Source organism: Cellulosimicrobium sp. BMG9.22 (genome assembly GCF_059159975.1).
Window position 1 is genome coordinate 19,067 of the sequence record NZ_JBZGBY010000029.1, and the last position, 18,761, is coordinate 37,827.

At 74.0% G+C, this 18,761-nt stretch carries 18 protein-coding genes and 1 tRNA gene; 3 read left to right on the forward strand and 16 right to left on the reverse strand.

What is annotated here, in order from left to right:
• Positions 1-25: 25 nt before the first annotated feature.
• Positions 26-652 (forward strand): FMN-dependent NADH-azoreductase, encoded by a 627-nt coding sequence (locus AC4H2H_RS16440; RefSeq protein WP_494371899.1) that lies wholly within the window; start codon positions 26-28, stop codon positions 650-652.
• Between the two features lie 175 nt (positions 653-827).
• Here the strand turns inward: AC4H2H_RS16440 and AC4H2H_RS16445 are convergent.
• From AC4H2H_RS16445 to AC4H2H_RS16500, 12 genes are all read right to left on the reverse strand, one after another.
• Positions 828-900, reverse strand: a tRNA-Ala gene (locus AC4H2H_RS16445).
• A gap of 79 nt (positions 901-979) precedes the next feature.
• A complete protein-coding gene (locus AC4H2H_RS16450) occupies positions 980-1,660 on the reverse strand; it encodes a histidine phosphatase family protein (RefSeq protein ID WP_494371900.1) in 681 nt (226 codons plus the stop codon).
• A complete protein-coding gene (rsfS, locus tag AC4H2H_RS16455) occupies positions 1,657-2,109 on the reverse strand; it encodes a ribosome silencing factor (protein WP_494371901.1) in 453 nt (150 codons plus the stop codon). The genes AC4H2H_RS16450 and rsfS overlap by 4 nt, the downstream gene beginning before the upstream one ends.
• A 21-nt stretch (positions 2,110-2,130) precedes the next feature.
• On the reverse strand, positions 2,131-3,231 hold the full coding sequence (locus AC4H2H_RS16460) for a hypothetical protein (RefSeq protein ID WP_494371902.1): 1,101 nt from the start codon (positions 3,229-3,231) through the stop codon (positions 2,131-2,133).
• Positions 3,224-3,829, reverse strand: coding sequence for a nicotinate-nucleotide adenylyltransferase (gene nadD / locus AC4H2H_RS16465; protein ID WP_494371903.1), 606 nt, complete (start codon positions 3,827-3,829; stop codon positions 3,224-3,226). The genes AC4H2H_RS16460 and nadD overlap by 8 nt, the downstream gene beginning before the upstream one ends.
• Positions 3,830-3,867: 38 nt before the next feature.
• Complete coding sequence (locus AC4H2H_RS16470; RefSeq protein WP_021483496.1) at positions 3,868-4,023, reverse strand: hypothetical protein; 156 nt, start codon at positions 4,021-4,023, stop codon at positions 3,868-3,870.
• Between the two features lie 187 nt (positions 4,024-4,210).
• Entirely contained in the window at positions 4,211-5,530 is a 1,320-nt protein-coding gene (locus tag AC4H2H_RS16475; RefSeq protein WP_494371904.1) for a glutamate-5-semialdehyde dehydrogenase, read from the reverse strand.
• 73 nt (positions 5,531-5,603) lie between these two features.
• Positions 5,604-6,749, reverse strand: coding sequence for a glutamate 5-kinase (proB, locus tag AC4H2H_RS16480; RefSeq protein ID WP_494371925.1), 1,146 nt, complete (start codon positions 6,747-6,749; stop codon positions 5,604-5,606).
• 72 nt (positions 6,750-6,821) lie between these two features.
• Complete coding sequence (gene obgE, locus AC4H2H_RS16485; RefSeq protein WP_494371905.1) at positions 6,822-8,342, reverse strand: GTPase ObgE; 1,521 nt, start codon at positions 8,340-8,342, stop codon at positions 6,822-6,824.
• 135 nt (positions 8,343-8,477) lie between these two features.
• On the reverse strand, positions 8,478-8,735 hold the full coding sequence (rpmA, locus tag AC4H2H_RS16490; protein WP_047234735.1) for a 50S ribosomal protein L27: 258 nt from the start codon (positions 8,733-8,735) through the stop codon (positions 8,478-8,480).
• Positions 8,736-8,824: 89 nt separating this feature from the next.
• A complete protein-coding gene (gene rplU / locus AC4H2H_RS16495) occupies positions 8,825-9,145 on the reverse strand; it encodes a 50S ribosomal protein L21 (RefSeq protein WP_483773527.1) in 321 nt (106 codons plus the stop codon).
• 187 nt (positions 9,146-9,332) lie between these two features.
• Complete coding sequence (locus AC4H2H_RS16500; protein ID WP_494371906.1) at positions 9,333-9,539, reverse strand: dodecin family protein; 207 nt, start codon at positions 9,537-9,539, stop codon at positions 9,333-9,335.
• A 216-nt stretch (positions 9,540-9,755) separates the two neighbouring features.
• On the opposite strand from AC4H2H_RS16500, the gene AC4H2H_RS16505 reads away from it, so the two are divergent.
• Positions 9,756-10,337, forward strand: coding sequence for a protein-L-isoaspartate O-methyltransferase family protein (locus AC4H2H_RS16505; RefSeq protein WP_494371926.1), 582 nt, complete (start codon positions 9,756-9,758; stop codon positions 10,335-10,337).
• Here the strand turns inward: AC4H2H_RS16505 and AC4H2H_RS16510 are convergent.
• The 4 genes from AC4H2H_RS16510 to AC4H2H_RS16525 are packed head-to-tail and all read right to left on the reverse strand — an operon-like array spanning position 10,274 to position 16,694.
• Positions 10,274-10,960: a thymidine kinase gene (locus AC4H2H_RS16510; protein ID WP_494371907.1), complete on the reverse strand. Its 687-nt coding sequence runs from the start codon at positions 10,958-10,960 to the stop codon at positions 10,274-10,276. The genes AC4H2H_RS16505 and AC4H2H_RS16510 overlap by 64 nt on opposite strands.
• 19 nt (positions 10,961-10,979) lie before the next feature.
• Positions 10,980-12,320 (reverse strand): 5'-nucleotidase, encoded by a 1,341-nt coding sequence (locus AC4H2H_RS16515; RefSeq protein WP_494371908.1) that lies wholly within the window; start codon positions 12,318-12,320, stop codon positions 10,980-10,982.
• Between the two features lie 55 nt (positions 12,321-12,375).
• A complete protein-coding gene (locus tag AC4H2H_RS16520; protein WP_494371909.1) occupies positions 12,376-12,996 on the reverse strand; it encodes a GNAT family N-acetyltransferase in 621 nt (206 codons plus the stop codon).
• Entirely contained in the window at positions 12,993-16,694 is a 3,702-nt protein-coding gene (locus tag AC4H2H_RS16525; RefSeq protein ID WP_494371910.1) for an Rne/Rng family ribonuclease, read from the reverse strand. The genes AC4H2H_RS16520 and AC4H2H_RS16525 overlap by 4 nt, the downstream gene beginning before the upstream one ends.
• 533 nt (positions 16,695-17,227) lie before the next feature.
• Here AC4H2H_RS16525 and AC4H2H_RS16530 point away from each other — a divergent pair.
• Complete coding sequence (locus AC4H2H_RS16530) at positions 17,228-18,745, forward strand: cytochrome ubiquinol oxidase subunit I (protein WP_494371911.1); 1,518 nt, start codon at positions 17,228-17,230, stop codon at positions 18,743-18,745.
• The last annotated feature ends 16 nt before the right edge of the window (positions 18,746-18,761 follow it).

Sequence of the window (18,761 nt, forward strand, 5' to 3'; positions counted from 1 at the left end):
TCCACACGACCCACCGGAGCTGACCATGACCAGACTGTTGCACATCAGTGCCTCCCCCCGCGGCGAGGCGTCCGAGTCCCTCGGGCTCGCCGCGACGTTCCTCGACGCCTACCGGCGGGCCGATCCGGGTGCCCGCGTGGAGCACCTCGACCTGTGGGACGGCTCCTTGCCCGAGTTCGGTCCTGCCGCGGCGCAGGCGAAGATGGACGTGTTCGCCGGTGCGGAGCCGAGCGCCGACGGCGTCGCCGCGTGGGAGCGAGCCCGGACGACGTTCGCCCGGTTCGACGCGGCCGACCGATACCTGTTCAGCGTGCCGATGTGGAACGCGGGAGTGCCCTACGTCCTCAAGCAGTTCATCGACGTGGTCTCCCAGCCCGGGATGGCGTTCGCGTTCGACCCCGTGACCGGCTACCGGGGCCTGCTGAGGAACAAGAAGGCCGTGGTGATCTACACCGGCGGAGTCTGGGGCGAGGGCCGCGGCCCGGAGTTCGGCAGCGACTTCCAGCAGCCCTACGTCGAGAGCTGGCTCCGCTGGGTCGGGGTCGGCGACATCACCAGCATCCGATTCCAGCCGAACCTCGTCACCACGGAAGCCGACACCGCCCGAGAGCGGGCGCGCACGGCCGTCCGCGACGCCGCGGCGTCGTTCTGACCTCGCTGCCGGCTCGGGCCACGTAGCGCCGGGCGTGGTGGCGAGGATGGCCGGGGCGGACCGGTCCGGTGCCAGCGACGACGAAGGGCGGCGATCGGCTCGCACGAGCCGATCACCGCCCTCACACCAGAACCGACGCCTCCCGACGTCAGTGCGTTCTGGTACGTCTCTCCGGTGGAGCTGAGGGGACTCGAACCCCTGACCCCCTGCATGCCATGCAGGTGCGCTACCAGCTGCGCCACAGCCCCGTGGATCTGCGAAGATCCTGGTCAAACATTGGATGAACACTCCCCCGGGCGGTTTCCCGCCCTGCGGAGCGTCGCTAGTCTACGCAGAAACTGGCTCCAGATTCCAATCCGGCCCCGCGTTCCACTCGTCGAGCGGGAACCCTGCCCCGACGTTGTGCGCCACGAGCCGCCATGCGGGCGAGGCCTTCGGCGCGGAGCGGTGCAGGTGCGACCAGTGCACGTTGTGCAGGCCGGAGAGGCCGCGCCACCCGGCGGGGTCGATGCCGAGGAGGGCCGTCACCGCCAGGGTGATGGCCGCGCCGTGGGAGACGACGACGAGCGTGTCGTCGGCTCCCAGCGCCTCGACGTGCTCGGTGACGGCCGCGACCATGCGCGCCGCGACGTCGACCTTGGACTCCGCACCAGCCCGCGTGGGCTCGTCGCCCCGGCGCCACGCCACGTACTCCTCGGGCCAGCGCTCGGCGATCTCCGGCCCGGTCAGGCCCTCCCACTCGCCGAAGCCGCGCTCGCGCAGCCGGGTGTCGAGCGCGAGGTCGGCGCCGACCGCCGCGGCGTAGGCACGCGCCGTGTCCACCGCGCGCACGAGGTCGGACGCGACGACACGTGTCGCGCGGTGCGCGGTCGCGAGCGCCTTGGCGCCCTGCTCGGCCTGCCACTGGCCCACCGCGTCGAGCGGGATGTCGACCTGCCCCTGCAGCCGCATCGACGCGTTGTACGCCGTGCGGCCGTGCCGCAGCAGGACGAGCGTTCCCGCGCTCACGCCAAGGGCTCCCCCGAGAGCCGGATCGCGCCGTCCCCGCCGCGGCCACCGGTGTCGTCGGCGTCGTCGACGGCCCCGTCACCTCCGCGCGCGTCCTCGGGCAGCTCGATGAGCGGGCAGTCCTTCCACAGGCGCTCGAGCGCGTAGTACACACGGTCCTCGGCGTGCTGGACGTGCACGACGACGTCGCCGAAGTCGAGCAGGACCCAGCGGGACTCCTGCTTGCCCTCGCGCCGGATCGGCTTGACGCCGGCCTTGAACATCGCCTCCTCGACCGCGTCGACGATCCCGGACACCTGGCGCTCGTTCGTCCCCGACGCGATGAGGAACACGTCCGTGAGGACGAGCTGCTCGCTCACGTCGAGCGCGATGATCTCCTCGGCCTTGCGGTCCGAGGCCGCGCGTGCGGCGGTCACGGCGAGCTCGACGGCCCGTTCTGTTGCAGTCACGTGTCTCCGTTCGTCGGCCGCTCAGCGGCCGTTGTCGAGGGGTTCGGCGTCGGCCCACGCCTGCGCGGGGGTCGTCACCGTCCGGGTGACGCCCGAGGCGTCGGTCGCGAGGCCCGGGTCGTCGCGCGAGACGAGCTCCCAGACCAGCAGACCGAGCACGAAGGCGACCGCCACGAGGATGAGGTAGTGCAGCCAGGTGTACGACGGGCCGCGCGGCTCGTCGTCGAGGTCGTCGTCCGCCTCGGGGTCCTCGTCGACGCCCGCCCGGGCACCTGCGCGGACCTGGGGGAAGAGGCCGTCCGAGTCGTCGACGTGGGGCGTCGTCGAGGGCGCGGGACCGCGCACCGCACCGAAGGGCGCCGACGACTCGCGGACCGAGCCCGCGGGCTCGGGCGCCGAACCGGACGTGATCGCCGACCACGGCAGGTTCGCAGGCGCCTCCGCGGGCGCTGCCGTGGGACGGCTCGCGGTCACCGGGGGCTGAGCCGGGGGCGCCGACGGCGCCGCGGTGGCCCCCCAGGGGGAGTGCGCCGCCGACTGGGCCGGGGAGTGCGTGGGAGCGGGCGGCCGTGCCGCCGGGGGCGGCGTCGTCGACGAGGGTGTCGCGTTCGCGAACGCCGACAACCGCTGCGGCTGCGCGGGAGGCGTCCCCGGGCCGGCAGGCGCACCGGGAGCCGCGATCCGCCCGACGCTCGCGCCGAGGCCGCCGACCGGCGTCGGTGGACGCACCGGTCCCGACGCTCCGGGGACCTGCGGTCGCGCCCCGGGGAGGGGCGGCCGTGAGCTCGTGCGGGTCGGCACGACGGGTGTGGGTGCCGGGGGCCGGATCGAGACGCGCTCCGCCGTCTCCTGGACCGGCGTGAGCCGACCGGTCTCGTCGAGGCCGCGCATGCCGCCCGAGGCGGCGGGCGGGCGGACGACGGACGGTTGCGACGGGTACTCCGTCGGCCCGGTCGACTCGCGCAGCGTCCGCCGCGACGGTGGTGGCGCGGGGGCGGGCGCCGCGGGCGGCGTCGCGCCCGTCGGCGCGGCGCGCTCCGCGGCGGCCGCCTGCTCGCGCTCGCGGATCTCGCGCCGCGTGAGGGGGCGGACGGGTTGCATGTTGCTGCCGTTGTCACTCATCGTGCTGACCTCGATACAAACCGTGCTTGGCGATGTACTGGACCACGCCGTCCGGAACCAGGTACCACACCGGCTGGCCGGCCTCCGCCCGCCGACGGCAGTCCGTCGACGAGATCGCGAGGGCCGGGACCTCGAGCGTCGAGACGACGCCCGGCGGCATGCCCTCGACGCTCAGGTGGTGACCCGGGCGCGAGACAGCCACGAAGTGTGCCATCTTCCACAGCTCGTCGGCATCCTTCCAGGTCAGGATCTGCTCGATCGCGTCAGCACCCGTGATGAAGAAGAGCTCCGAGTCCGGACGTGCCTCGCGCAGGTCGCGCAGCGTGTCGACCGTGTACGTCAGCCCAGGACGGTCCACGTCGACCCGGCTCACCGTGAACCGCGGGTTCGAGGCGGTCGCGATGACCGTCATCAGGTACCGGTGCTCGGCGTGCGTGACCTGCTGGTGCTGCTTGAACGACGGCTGGCCCGTGGGGACGAAGACGACCTCGTCGAGCTCGAACCGCGCCGCGGCCTCGCTCGCGGCGACGAGGTGGCCGTGGTGGACGGGGTCGAACGTCCCGCCCATCACCCCCAGCCGGGGTCGGCGCGCGCTCATCGGTGCGTCATCGGATCGCGGGGCGCTTTCGTCGGCCGTCAGTGCCGCGTGCCGACGCTGCGGAACGCGTAGGTCACGAGCAGCAGGGCCACCAGCCCGCCGAACCCGAGCAGCCCGTACGCGAGCGGCGGGATGGGCAGGTGCGACGCGGCCTCGGCGCCTTCCTCGGCGGCCAGCACGACGGCAGAGATCACGACGTCCTCCTCGAAGGTCGTTCCCGGGCCGGGAACGAGTCACGGACCGGGCGGTGCGATGGAGCGGGACAACCGGCGGAACCAGGTCTGTCGGCGGACCGGACGGGCGCCGGTCGCCGACCAGTCTCTCACGGTCGCCCGTCAGCCCGGTCCGGCGGGTAGCAGGAACTTGTCGACGAAGCGCGCTTCATGGACGAACGTGACCGTCGCCGTGCACGACCCATTTCGTCGTCGTGAGCTCGGCGAGGCCCATGGGGCCCCGCGCGTGCAGCTTCTGGGTCGAGATCCCGATCTCGGCCCCGAGCCCGAACTGCCCGCCGTCGGTGAACCGCGTCGACGCGTTGACCATGATGGCCGCCGAGTCGAGCTCGGCGACGAACCGCTCGGACGCCGCGAGGTCGCGCGTCACGATCGCCTCGGTGTGACCGGACGTCCACGTGCGCACGTGCTCGATCGCCGCGTCCAGGTCGTCGACCACGCGCACGGCGATCTCCGGCGCGAGGTACTCGGTCGCCCAGTCCTCGTCCGTGGCCGCGAGCACCTCGGTGCCGTCGGGCGCGAGCCCCGCGGTGCGCTCGTCGCCGTGCACCACGACGCCCGCGTCCGCGAGCGCCGCGAGGGCGGCGGGCAGGAAGTCGGGCGCCGCGTCCGCGTGCACGAGGAGCGTCTCGGCCGCGTTGCAGACGCCCACGCGCTGCGTCTTGGCGTTGAGCAGGATCTCGAGCGCCATGGCCCGGTCCGCGCTCGCGTCGACGTACACGTGCACGTTGCCGACGCCCGTCTCGATCACCGGCACGCTGGACTCGCGCACGACGGTCCGGATGAGGTCCGCGCCGCCGCGCGGGACCAGCACGTCGACGAGACCGCGCGCCCGCATGAGTGCAACGGCTCCCGGGCGCCCGTGGCGGTCGATCGACTGCACGAGGTCGCCGGGCAGGCCCTGCGCCTCGAGCGCGCGCGCCAGGACCCCGACGATCACCTCGTTCGAGCTCGCCGCCGCGGACCCGCCGCGCAGGACCACCGCGTTGCCGCTCTTGAGCGCGAGCCCCGCGGCGTCGACGGTCACGTTCGGGCGCGCCTCGTAGATCATCCCGACGACGCCCATCGGCACGCGCAGCTGGCGCAGCCGCAGCCCGTTGGGCAGGGTCGAGCCGCGCACGACCTCCCCGACCGGGTCCGGCAGACCGGCGAGCGCGCGCAGCGCGTCCGCGATCGCCACGATGCGCGGCCCGTCGAGCGCGAGGCGATCGAGCAGGCCCGCGCTCATCCCGTTCGCGCGCTCGCGCTCCACGTCGACGGCGTTCGCCGTGACGATCTCGTCCGTCGCCGCGACGAGGGCGTCCGCGAGCGCGCAGAGCGCGGCGTCCTTCGTCGCGCGCGTCGCCGTCGCGAGCGTCCGCGACGCGACCTTCGACCGGCGCGCGACGTCCTCGACGGCGGCCTCGACGTCGTCGTTCCGATGCTCGGCGGCGCCCGTGACCTGGGGCGCGTCCTGCGTGGTGGTCATGACCCGAGCCTACGACGGTACCGCCGGGCCCGGGAGCGCCGTCCGACCGCCGGGACCCGCAGCCCTCGAATGCTCAGCGGGTGCGCCTGCGGACCAGCACGAGGTCGTCGCGGTGCACGACCTCGCGGTCGTACCCCTCCCCCAGCTCGTCGCGCAGGTCCTTCGTCGAACGGCCCAGGAGACCTGGGATGTCGCGCGACTCGAACGCGACGAGCCCGCGCGCGACCACGCGCCCGTCCGAGGTCACGAGCTCGACCGGGTCCCCGGCGTCGAACTCCCCCTCCACCGCGGTGATCCCCGCCGGCAGCAGCGACGCGCGCCCGCCCTGCACGGCTCGCACCGCGCCGTCGTCCAGGACGAGCCGGCCGCGCGTGCGGGCGGCGTGCGCGAGCCACAGCCGACGGCGCGTGGTGCGCTTTCCCGTCGCCGCGAACCACGTGCCCACGGGGTCGCCCGCGAGCGCGGCGGCCGCGTTCTCGGCCTTCGTCAGCACGACGGGGATGCCCGTGCCCGTCGCGATGGACACGGACTCGAGCTTGGTGACCATCCCCCCGGTCCCGACGGCGCTCCCCCGGCCGGTGACCTCGATGCCCTCGACGTCCGACGGCGAGCGCACCTCCGCGATGCGGCGGGTCCCCGCACGGGCGGGCGGGCCGTCGTAGAGCCCGTCGACGTCGGTGAGCAGGACCATGGCGTCGGCGCGCACGAGGTGCGAGACGAGCGCCGCGAGGCGGTCGTTGTCGCCGAACCGGATCTCGTCGGTCGCCACGGCGTCGTTCTCGTTGACGACGGGCACGACGCCGAGGTCGAGCAGGCGCTCGAGCGAGCGCTGGGCGTTGCGGTAGTGCCCGCGGCGCACGGTGTCCTCCGCGGTGAGCAGCACCTGGCCGACCCGTAGCCCGTGCGTCGCGAAGGCCTCGGTGTACCGCGCGACGAGCATGCCCTGCCCGACGGACGCGGTGGCCTGCGCCGTCGCGAGGTCCCGCGGCCGGCTCGGGAGACCGAGCGGGCCGAGCCCGGCGGCGATCGCCCCGGAGGTGACCAGGACGACCTGGCCCCCCGCCGCGCGTCGCGCCGCGAGGACGTCGACGAGCGCCCGCAGGGCCGCGAGGTCGAGGTGGCCGTCGGCGCCCGTGAGGGACGACGAGCCGATCTTCACCACGACGCGGCCCGCGGTGGCGATCTCGGATCGGGAGGACAGGGCGTTCACGCGACCCATCATCGCCTCCGGGCCGTCGAGACCGTGCATGGTTTCACGGAGCAGGACACCGCCGGCCGGTGCTGCGGGCAATCAGTCGTCGGCCGGGTCCGTCCAGGTTCCGGACTCACGCTCGGTCCACAGCTCCGCACGCGCCTCAGCCTTGGCGTCCATGCGCTCGGTGTACTCGCGGCGCTTGTCCCCGCGTGTGGGACGCAGGCTCTCCTCGAGGCGCAGGTCGGTACCGCGCGGGCCACCGAGCAGCTCGGCGCCCGAGATCAGGGTCGGCTCCCAGTCGAAGACCACGGCGTTCTTGTCGCTCCCGATCCGCACCTCGTCGCCCGCGACCGCACCCGTCCTGAGCAGCTGCTCCTCCACGCCCAGGCGCCCGAGGCGGTCGGCCAGGTAGCCGACGGCCTCGTCGTTGCTGAAATCGGTCTGGCGCACCCAACGCTCCGGCTTGGCGCCCCGCACCTCGAACCAGTAGTCGGTCGCGCCGCCCTTGCGCGTCACCGTGAACCCGGCCTCGTCCACGGCGCGCGGGCGCAGGACGACCCGCGTGGGCTCCGGGGCGGGAGCGTCGGCACGCGCCTTCTCGACGAGCTCCGCGAGCGCGTAGGTCAGCTGGCGCAGGCCCTCGTGGCTCGCGGCAGAGATCTCGAAGACGCGCAGCCCGCGCGCCTCGAGGTCGGGCTTGACGAAGTCGGCCAGCTCGCGCGCCTCGGGCACGTCGATCTTGTTCAGCACGACGAGCCGAGGACGCTCGGTGAGCGGGACGCGGCCACCCTCGATGTCGAGGTCCTGGGCGTACGCGGCGAGCTCGGCCTCGATCACGTCGAGGTCGCTGATCGGGTCCCGGTCGGGCTCCAGCGTGGCGCAGTCGAGGACGTGCACGATGACGGCGGTGCGCTCGATGTGGCGCAGGAACTCCAGGCCGAGGCCCTTGCCCTCGCTCGCGCCCGGGATGAGTCCGGGGACGTCGGCGACGGTGTACCGCGCGGAGCCCGCCTGCACGACCCCGAGGTTCGGCACGAGGGTCGTGAACGGGTAGTCGGCGATCTTGGGCCGTGCGGCCGAGATCGCGGCGACGAGCGACGACTTGCCCGCGCTCGGGTAGCCCACGAGCGCGACGTCCGCGATGGTCTTCAGCTCGAGGACGACGTCCCGCTCGTCGCCGGGCTCGCCCAGCAGCGCGAACCCGGGCGCCTTGCGACGCTGCGACGAGAGCGCGGCGTTGCCGAGGCCCCCGCGTCCGCCGGCCGCGATCACGAGCTCCGTGCCGTCGCCGACGAGGTCGGCGAGGATGGTCCCGTCCGGGTCCTTGACGACCGTGCCGTCGGGGACGCGCAGGACCAGGTCGTCGCCGTTCGCGCCGTCGCGGTCGTCGCCCATGCCCTGCGTGCCCGACGTCGCGTGCCGGTGCGGGGAGTGGTGGTACTCGAGCAGGGTCGTGGTCTGGGCGTCGACGACGAGCTTCACCGTGCCGCCGTCACCGCCGTTGCCGCCGTCGGGGCCGGCGAGCGGCTTGAACTTCTCGCGACGGACCGAGGCGCACCCGTTCCCGCCGTTGCCGCCGGAGACGTGCAGGACGACACGGTCGACGAAGCTGGCCATGGGGTTCCTCTCAGAGGTGATGCGGTGCCGCGGGGTCGCGGCGGGTGTCGCTGCGTGCTCGACCGCGGCAGGAACGGCAGGAGGGGCGCACCGCGTCGGTGCGCCCCTCCTGCTCGAAGCCTGCTGGTGTGCTCGTCAGCCCTCGACGGCGACGATGTCGATGACCTTGCGGCCACGACGCGTGCCGAACTGGACGGCGCCGGCGGCCAGGGCGAACAGCGTGTCGTCCTTGCCGCGGCCGACGTTCTCACCGGGGTGGAAGTGCGTGCCGCGCTGGCGGACGATGATCTCGCCCGACTTGACGACCTGCCCGCCGAAGCGCTTCACGCCGAGGCGCTGGGCGTTCGAGTCGCGACCGTTGCGCGAGGAGCTCGCGCCCTTCTTGTGTGCCATGACGAACCTGCTTTCGTGCTGGTGCTGAGGGAGGGTGCCGGTCGGCGCTGGTTCGGTCCGTCCGGACCGTCACCTCGCGCCGGGCGAGATCACTTGATGCCGGTGACCTTGAGGCGGGTCAGCTGCTGACGGTGACCCTGACGACGGCGGTAACCGGTCTTGTTCTTGTACCGCAGGATCGTGATCTTCGGACCCTTCTCGTCCCGCACGACCTCGGCGGTGACCTTGACCTTCGCGAGCTTCGCCGCGTCGGTGGTCACCTTCTCCCCGTCCACCAGCAGGAGAGCGGGCAGCTCGAGGGACTCACCGACCTTGACGGACACCCGGTCCACCACGACGATGTCGCCGACAGAAACCTTCTCCTGGCGGCCACCGGCCTTGACGATCGCGTACACCACGTTGCTGCTCATCTCTCCTAGTCTTGGCGTGCTCGTCACGGCGAGTTCGTCTTGGAGGACTCAGGTCACGCCGCGGCGTGCGAGTGCGAGTCGACCGTGGGCACACGGGACCGGCGCGCCTGGGCGCGCCGACGTTCAAGACTACGGAACCGCGGGCCCGTAGGTCAAATGCGGTCGCTGCTGGCGACCACGCTCGGGACTACTCCAGCACGAAGGTCACCTCGAGGACGACCTGCCACGCGACGATCCGCCCGTCCTGCACGTCGACCTTCTGGTCCTTCACCCAGGCCCCGGAGATGTTGCGCAGCGTGCTCGCGGCACGCTCCACCCCGGTCCGGACCGCGTCCTCGAAGCTCGTGTCCGACCGCGCGCTGATGTTCGTGATCCGTGCCACCGTGCCGCTCATGCCAGCTCTCCCTGTGCTCGGGGCGGGCGCTCCGGCGCGCCCGCGCACCCGTCGAGCATCCCGCCGTCGCCCGCAGCACGCCATCGGGACGACGCCGGGCGCCGGGCCCGGGGCGCTCCAGGCCGCGAGGTGCGCGGCCGGCGGGCGTGCCTACGCTGGCGGGAGGGAGGTGGTCGCGTGCGGGCCGACGCGCAGGACGACCGGGTGGCCGCCGCGATGCAGGCCCTGGACCGCCGCGTGTTCCTTCCCCGCGCACAGCGCCCGTGGGCGGACCAGGACCGCCCCCTCGGGATCGGGCGCGGCCAGACGAACTCCCAGCCGTCCACCGTCGCGGCGATGCTGCGTCTCCTCGACGTCCCCGAGGGTGTCCGTGTCCTCGACGTCGGTGCCGGGTCCGGGTGGACGACGGCGCTGCTCGCGCTCCTCGTCGGCCCCGCGGGGCGCGTGGTCGGCGTGGAGCGCGACCCTGCGCTCGCCGCGTGGGGTGCGGACAACCTCGCGACGGTCCGCGCGCCGTGGGCCTCGATCGCCGCGGCCCGCCCCGGCGTCCTCGGCACCCCGGGCGAGACCTACGACCGGGTCCTCGTCTCGGCGGCCGCCGACGCCCTCCCCCGCGCCCTGGTCGCCCAGCTCGCGGAGGGCGGCCAGATGGTCGTGCCGGTGCGGCACACCATGCTGCTCGTCGAGCACGACCCGGGCGCGCCAGACGGGTTCCGCGCGAGCGAGCACGGGTCCTACTCGTTCGTGCCGCTCGTCGAGGACCCTCCGCCCGACGCCGGCCCGCCCGCCGACGGCTGAGCCCGCCAGGGCGCGTCCGGCAGGTGCGTGCGGCACCGGGCCTCGTAGCTCTCGGCCCCGCCGACGTGCGCGGCGACCGGGGCGAGAGGGTCGCCCTGGTCGCGACCGGCGTCGGGCAGCAGGCGGACGTGGAACGCCGCGTCCTCGCCGCACACCGCGCACACCGCGGTGAGCTTGTCGACCCGCTCGGCCAGGGCCATGAGGGTGGGCAGCGGCTCGAACGGCCGCGCGTCGAACGTCACGTCGAGGCCCGCCACGACGACGACGTGCCCCTCGTCCGCGAGGCGCTGCACGACGTCGACGAGCCCGGCCCCGAAGAAGTGCGCCTCGTCGACCGCGACGAGGTCCAGGTCACCGGCCTCGCGCACGATCCGCTCGAGCTCGCGCGCGTCGCGAGCGGTGCGAGACGGGATCGCCAGACCCGAGTGGGAGCTCACGGTGCCGGTCCCGCGGCGTGTGTCGAGCACGTGCCCGACGACCTCGACCCGCCGGCCGGCGACCTCCGCGCGTCGCACCCGGCGCAGGAGCTCCTCCGTCTTGCCCGCGAACATCGGCCCGCACACGACCTCGACACGACCTCCGGGGCGGGGCGACGCGTCGCCCGTGGCTGCGGTGCGTCTCATGGCAGCAGTGAACCACCCGTCAGCGGTGCCGTGCGCCGCCGTTCGACGACGGACGCACGGGCAGCGGCTTCGGCTCCGGCGCGGGCCCGAGGACCGAGACCCGGTCCGGGGCTCCCGGCCGGGCGAGGTCGCGGCGGCTCACGAGGGCGGTCCCCGCCCGGGGCGCCGGTGCCTGCGCGGATCCGCCCTCCTCCCCGAGCGCCTCGGCGTCGGGCGCCCCGGCCGCGTCGTCCTCGTCGCTCGAGCGGTCCGCGCCGGGCGCGACGGTCGTCGTCCCGCCGGCGATCCCCGCGAGACCCGCGCCGCCCACGCCGGGCACGGATCGCACGAGCGGCAGCTCGCGCGTCCCCGTCCCCGTCGGCCGCGCCTCGGGAGCGGCAGGGGGCACGACGGCGTCGCGGTCCGGCTCCCGCGGCGTACCCACCGGGAGCACGCCGCGGTTCAGGGCCCCGTAAGGGACGTGCACGGAGGGAGCGACGCGCCGCGCGGCCTCGACGTGCGCACGCTGGTCGTCGAAGAAGATGTGCGGCCGCAGCACCTCGAGGACGCTGCCCTTGTCGATCCCGCCGAGGAAGAACGCGTCGTCGACCGTGACGCCCCACGACGAGAGCGTCGCCACCGCCCGCTCGTGCGCGGGCGCCGAGCGCGCCGTGACGAGCGCGACGTGCACGCGAGGGTCGTACGACGGGTCCGCCTCGTGGCGCTCGCGCTCGACCACCTGGATGCGGTGGATGCCGACGAGGAGGTCGCGCAGCGGGCCACGGCCGAGCGGCACGTCGGCGTTGAGCTCCTCGTGCGCCCGGTACGACGCGAGCCCGCCGTCCTGGAAGCGGCGCTCCGAGGAGTCGTCGGCGAGCACGCCGTCGAAGTCGAAGGCGATGCGCAGCTCGTCGCCCGGCTCGTCGGCGAACGTCGGGTCGAGCACGTACCCCGCGGGCAGGCCGAGGTCGACCGCGTCGCGCACCGACCGCTCGTCGGCGGAGAGGAAGAGGTCGACGTGCAGCGGACGGATGAACTCGTGCGGGCTGCGGCCCTGGCGGAAGACGGCGCGCGTGATGTCGAGCTCGTGGTGGTTGATCGAGCGCATGACGCGCAGGCCCGTCTCCGGGGAGTTGCGCGACATGACGATGACCTCGACGAGCGGGTCGTCCGCCGACGGAGCGAGGTCGTTGAGCGCGAGGAGGCGGCGGACGAAGCCGAAGGCCACCCCCGGAGCCAGCGGGTCGTCGCGGTGCTGCGCCTGGAAGTCGCGGTACGCCGCCACTCCCTGGGTGCGGAACACGCGGTCGGACTCGGTCAGGTCGAACAGTGCGGAGGAGGCGACGCCGACGACGAGGCGGCCCGAGAGGTCGTAACCCATGCGCGCACTATGCCAGGTGCGGGTGACGAGACGAAGACCGTCCCGTCGACGGCGCTCAGCGACGCGCCTGCGCTGCGCGGCCCGGCACCCACTCGTCGCGCAGGACCCCCAGGACGACGGCGTCGTACCGGACACCGTCCACGACGCGCGCCCTGCGGAAGCGGCCCTCCTCGACGAGCCCGAGCGCACGCCCGGCGCCGAGCATCGCCGCGTTGCCCGACCACGTCGCGAGGTCGAGCCGCACCCAGTCCGTGACGGAGAAGAGGTAGGTGATCCACGCGGCGAGGGCCTCGCGACCCAGGCCTCGGCCCCGCACGGCCGGGTCGTACAGGCCGATGCCGACGCGCGCCCACTGCGTCTCGGCCGACTCCCAGTACCACGAGCACGTCCCGACGAGGACGTCGTCCTCGTCGGCGACCACGACCCGGCCAGGCGGCAGACCGTCGTCGCGCAGGCCGCGCGGGTGCCGCGCCTCGGCCGCGGCCGACCGCGCGAGGCGGGCGACCGCCGCATCGGCGGACTCGTCGTCCGGCACCGGGTAGTAGGGCCCGTCCCAGCGGTGCCACTCGTGGTGCGGCCGCAGCCACTCCCGGTACGACACGAGGTCGTCCCGGCGCCAGCCACGGAGCCGCACCCCGGCGCCCGCGCCGTACGCGGGCACGGCGTCCGGGCTCACTCCTCGTCCGTGGTCGCTCCCTGGCCCGAGCCCTCGGCGGCCTCGGGAGCGGCGTCCACGGCCGCGGCGTCGTCCGGTACGACGACGTCGCCCGTGCCCTCGGCCGGCACGGCACCCTCGGGGTGGTCGTGCTCGTGGGCGTGCGCCGCGGCGGCCGCGATCGTGGCGAGCGTGGCCTTCACCGCCTCGCGCGCCTCGGACGAGACCTCCGGGAGGACGGGGACGGCCTGGTGGGGCAGCGTGATGCCCGCGTCGTTCGCCGCAGAGCCGCCCTGCGCCCCGCTCGCCGAACCGCGCTTGCGGCGGGAGCGCGACCGCGAGGACTCCGCCGCGTCGTCGGCCGCGGGGCCGGTCGCGTGCGAGTGCCCGTTGCCGTTGCTGCCCTGCTTCTCGATCGGGTCGGTGTGCACGATGAACCCGCGGCCGTGGCAGTGCTCGCACGTCTCGCTGAACGCCTCGACGAGGCCCTGGCCCACGCGCTTGCGCGTCATCTGCACGAGCCCGAGGGACGTCACCTCGGCGACCTGGTGCTTGGTCCGGTCACGACCCAGGCACTCGACGAGACGCCGCAGCACGAGGTCGCGGTTGGACTCGAGCACCATGTCGATGAAGTCGATGACGATGATGCCGCCGATGTCGCGCAGCCGGAGCTGGCGGACGATCTCCTCGGCCGCCTCCAGGTTGTTGCGCGTCACGGTCTCCTCGAGCGTGCCGCCCGAGCCCGTGAACTTGCCCGTGTTGACGTCGACGACCGTCATGGCCTCGGTGCGGTCGATGACGAGCGAGCCTCCGGAGGGCAGCCAGACCTTGCGGTCCATGCCCTTGGCGAGCTGCTCGTCGACGCGGTGCACCGTGAAGACGTCCTGGGTGCCGACCCACTTCGAGACGCGCTCGCGCAGGTCCGGCGCGAGCTCCTCGACGTACGCGGAGATCTCGCTCCACGCCCCGTCGCCCTCGACGACGAGCGAGCTGAAGTCGTCGTTGAAGATGTCGCGGACCACGCGGATCGCGAGGTCGGGCTCGCCCTGGAGCAGCGCGGGTGCCGACGCGCTCTTCGACTTCTTCTCGATGGCCTCCCACTGCCCGCGCAGGCGCTCGACGTCGGCGCGCAGCTCGTCCTCGCTCGCGCCCTCGGCGGCGGTGCGCACGATGACGCCCGCGCCGTCCGGCACGACCTCCTTGAGGATCTTCTTCAGGCGGTTGCGCTCGGTGTCGGGGAGCTTGCGGCTGATGCCCGTCATCCCGCCGCCCGGGACGAACACGAGGTAGCGGCCCGCGAGCGTGACCTGCGACGTGAGGCGTGCGCCCTTGTGCCCGATCGGGTCCTTGGTCACCTGCACGAGCACGGAGTCGCCCGACTTCAGCGCCTGCTCGATGCGACGCGGCTGGCCCTCGAGGCCCGCGGCGTCCCAGTTGACCTCGCCCGCGTAGAGCACGGCGTTGCGGCCCTTGCCGACGTCGATGAACGCGGCCTCCATGCTGGGCAGCACGTTCTGGACGCGGCCCAGGTACACGTTGCCGGCCATCGACGCCTGGGACTGCTGGGACACGTAGTGCTCGACGAGCACGCCGTCCTCCAGGACCGCGATCTGGGTGCGCCCGGCGCGCTCGCGCACGACCATCGCGCGCTCGACCGACTCCCGGCGTGCCAGGAACTCGGCCTCGGTGATGATCTGGCGACGACGGCCGGCGTCGCGCCCCTCGCGACGACGCTGCCGCTTCGCCTCGAGGCGCGTCGAGCCCTTGAGCGCCGTGACCTCGTCGGCCAGGCTCCGCTCGCGCGGACGCGCACGCGTCGAGGTGCCCTCGCCGTTCTCACGACCGCCACGGCGACGGCGACGACGGCGGCGGCTGCTCCCGGCGTCCTCGTCGCCGTGGTCGCCCTCCGCGCCCTCGCCCTCGGGCTCGTGCTCGTCCGGCTCCTCGCCGGTCTCGGACCCGTCCGTCGCCTCGCGCCCGGACTCGCCCCCCGGCTCGCGCTCGGACTCGCCACGTGCCGGCTCGTCGGACTCGTCCTGGTCGCGCACCGAGTCGTTGCGCCCGCGACGACCCCGGCCGCCGCGACGACGACGACGGCGCGGTCCGGACTCGGAGTCCTCCGTCTCGTCATCGCCCGTCGCCCCGGTCTCGTCCTCGACCGCCTCGTCGTCGAAGTCCGTCGGGCCGAAGCCCTCCTCGGGCAGCTCGACCCCCTCGGCGACGAGCTCGGTCTCGATGGCCTCGATCTCCTCGATCGCTGCGCGGTCCTCGCCGCTGAGCACGAGCTCGACGGCGACGTCGATCCCCTCGTTCTCGCCCGGTGCCTGTGTCGGTGCCGGTGCCTGTGCGGGCGCCGTCTCGCGCGTCGACGCCCCTCGACGCCGTCGACCGCTCGGACGCTCGGCGACGGTCTCGGTCGCCTCCCGGCCGGTCGCCGTGCGGGGCTCCGCGGTCGCCGTGCGGGGCTCCGCGGTCGCTGCGGGCTCCGCGACGGGTGCCGGATCCACGTGGCGCGGGGGGCCTGCGGGGCTCTGCGCCCGGCGCGGACGACGCGGCGCCGCCGCGGGGTCCGGCGCCTGGAACAGCAGCGCGGTGGTCGCGAGGCGCGGCGTGCTCGTGCCGCCACGGGTCGCCGCGGGCGACGCCGACGCCGGTGCGTCGGACGCGGCGGGCGCCGTGGACGGCGGGGTCGAGTCGGCGGCGGGAGTCGCGTCGGCGGCAGGCTTCGACGTCGCGCGACGCGAACGGCGCGCGGGCTTCTCGGGCTCGGCCGTCGAAGCGGCGGCCGGGGAGCCCGTGGCGCTCTCGGCTCCCGGGACGTCGACCGTCGGGGTCTCGACGGTCGCGCCGGCGGCGTCCTTGGTCTTCGACGTCGCCCGGCGTGAACGGCGCGCGGGCTTCTCCTCGGCCGGACGTTCGACCGGGGATGTCGTCACGCCGTCGGCCGGCGCGACGGTCGCGGGCTCCTCCGCGGGGATCGCTGCGGTCTTGCGCGTGGCCCGCGTCCGCTTCGTCTTGCGAGGCTCGTCGGGGGCGCCCAGGAGCGCAGCAGCATCGGGCCCTGCCTCGACGGTCCGGCCCGCCGCGTCGTCCGCCGGCGGGGCACTGAGACCGAACTCGGAGAGGACGTCGAGGACGGGGGCCGCCGCGTCGTCGAGCGCGCCGGCGTTCTCGTCCTCGGGCGCGGCGGCCGGCTCCTCGGTGGCGGCAGACGGCGCCGCAGCCTTCGCGCGCGCCGAGGCGCTCGTGGCGCGCCGGGGCGTGCGGGTCTTGCGCGCCGGGGCGCTCGATGCCTCGCTCGACGCCTGAGGCGCCGGCTCGGTGCTCGTGGCCGGGGCGTGGGGAGCCGGCTCCGCGCTCGGGCTCGGCGGCTCCACGGACGCAGCGGTGACCGGCGTGGAGGTGCTGCGCGTGGCCCGACGCGAACGGCGCGCGGGCTTCTCGCCCGCAGCGCTCGCCTCGGCCGGCGCGACGGGAACCTCGGCCCCGGCCGGCACGGCGGGCGCGCTCTCGGCGGTCTGGGGCGAGTCCGTCCCCGGGGCGTCGGCGTCGGGCGTGGCGGCGTCGGACATGGCGAGAGGCGCGGGAGGCGCCGTGGTGCGTGTCGCGCGGCGGCCGCCGCGCTTGCGGGCCGCCGTCGGGATCGCGTCCTCGGCCGGGGCCGAGCCCTGGGCCGTGGTCTCTGAGGGGGTGCTGTCGGAGGTGCTGTCGAGCGTCACGCGTCGTGCTCCTGCTGCCACAGGGACCGCCCCGCACCGTGCGGCCCCACGGGGCGGTCGGTCGTCGCTCGTGACGAGCGCACCGGAGCGCGTCGTCCGGCGACGGAAGTCGTCGGTCACGGCTGCGGCACGCGTAGACGGCGCGGGCGCCTGCCACCGGACCCTTCGCCCCGTGGCGGCGCTCCGCCTGCCGCGGTGCGCGGTAGCTGCGAGCTCGTGTGCGCCGGGGAGCGATGCGGAGCCCACCCGGCTGCGCCCAGTATCGCACAGGGCCACGAGCGCACCCCGACGACACGCGACCACCTCCGGGCCCCTCGGCCCACCGCGCGGCGACCAAGGACGCCCAGCGCTTGTGAACATGGTCACAAGCGGCGATTTTCCAGCACATTTCGGCCCCGCACACCCCGTCGATGGGGCAGATTGGGCCTAGCGCCGATTCTCGGCCGGATGCCAGGTCGGTCCGGTCGTTCGGCGGCGCCGACGTCCCCGAAGACCCCGTCCCCCGATCCGGTCCGGCCTCCCGAGGAGCGCACGTGGATGCTCTAGATCTCGCCCGGTGGCAGTTCGCCATCACGACCGTCTACCACTTCATCTTCGTCCCGCTGACGATCGGGCTCTCTCCCCTCGTCGCGATCATGCAGACGGCATGGGTCCGCACCGGCAACGAGCGGTGGCTGCGGCTGACGAAGTTCTTCGGCAAGCTCCTGCTCATCAACTTCGCGCTCGGCGTGGTGACGGGCATCGTGCAGGAGTTCCAGTTCGGGATGAACTGGAGCGAGTACTCGCGCTTCGTGGGCGACGTGTTCGGTGCGCCGCTCGCGATGGAGGCGCTCGCCGCGTTCTTCATCGAGTCGACGTTCCTCGGGCTGTGGATCTTCGGCTGGGACCGCCTCAACAAGAAGGTGCACCTCGCGTGCATCTGGGCCGTCGCGATCGCGACCAACCTCTCCGCGTTCTTCATCCTCGCCGCGAACTCGTGGATGCAGCACCCGGTCGGCGCGATCTACAACCCCGAGACGGGTCGCGCGGAGATGAACGACATCGGCGCCGTCCTCACCAACAACACGCTCTGGGCGGCCTACCCGCACCAGATCACGGCGACGTTCCTCACCGCGGGCACCTTCGTCACCGGCGTCGCCGCGTGGTGGATGGTCCGCCTCGTGCGGACGCGGAAGGCCGAGAACGTCGAGCTCGCGCGCGACGTGTACCGACCCGCCGTCACCCTCGGGGTCGTCGCGATGCTCGTCGGGGGGATCGGCGTCGCCGTCTCGGGCGACATCCAGGGCAAGATCATGTACGAGCAGCAGCCCGGCAAGATGTCGTCGGCCGAGGCGCTGTGCGAGGGCGAGGAGGGCGCCGCGTTCTCCGTCCTCACGATCGGCGACCTGTCGAACTCGTGCGAGAACGTGCGGCACCTCATCGAGATCCCCGGCCTCGCGTCCTACCTGGGCACCGGCCACTTCTCGGGCCCGGAGAGCTACCTGCCCGGCGTCGAGGACGTCCAGGAGCAGATGACCGAGCGGTTCGGCGACGTCACCGCGTCCGGCGACCCCGTGACCTACACGCCGAACCTCGCGATCACCTACTGGTCGTTCCGGCTCATGATCGGCATGGCCGCCGGCTCCGTCCTCCTCGCGCTCATGGCGCTGTGGCTCACCCGCAACGGCCGGGTGACGGACAACGTGTGGCTCGCGCGCGTCGGGCTGGTCGCGATCCCCATGCCGTTCCTCGCGAACTCGTTCGGGTGGATCTTCACCGAGGTCGGCCGGCAGCCGTGGGTCGTCGCGCCGAACCCCACCGGCATCGACCAGATCCGGCTGCTCACCGAGCGCGGCGTGTCCACGGTGGTGAGCCCCGGCGTCGTGCTCACGTCGATGATCGTCTTCACGCTCCTCTACGGTGCGCTCGCGGCCGTGTGGTTCACCCTCATGCGCCGCTACGCGATCGAGGGCGTACCCCTGAGCGTGCGCGACGAGTCGCCCGAGGCGCAGGAGCCCCCGGGAGACGACGACACCGACTCCGCCGACCGTCCCCTGTCCTTCGCGTACTGACGCGCCGCCCGCGGAC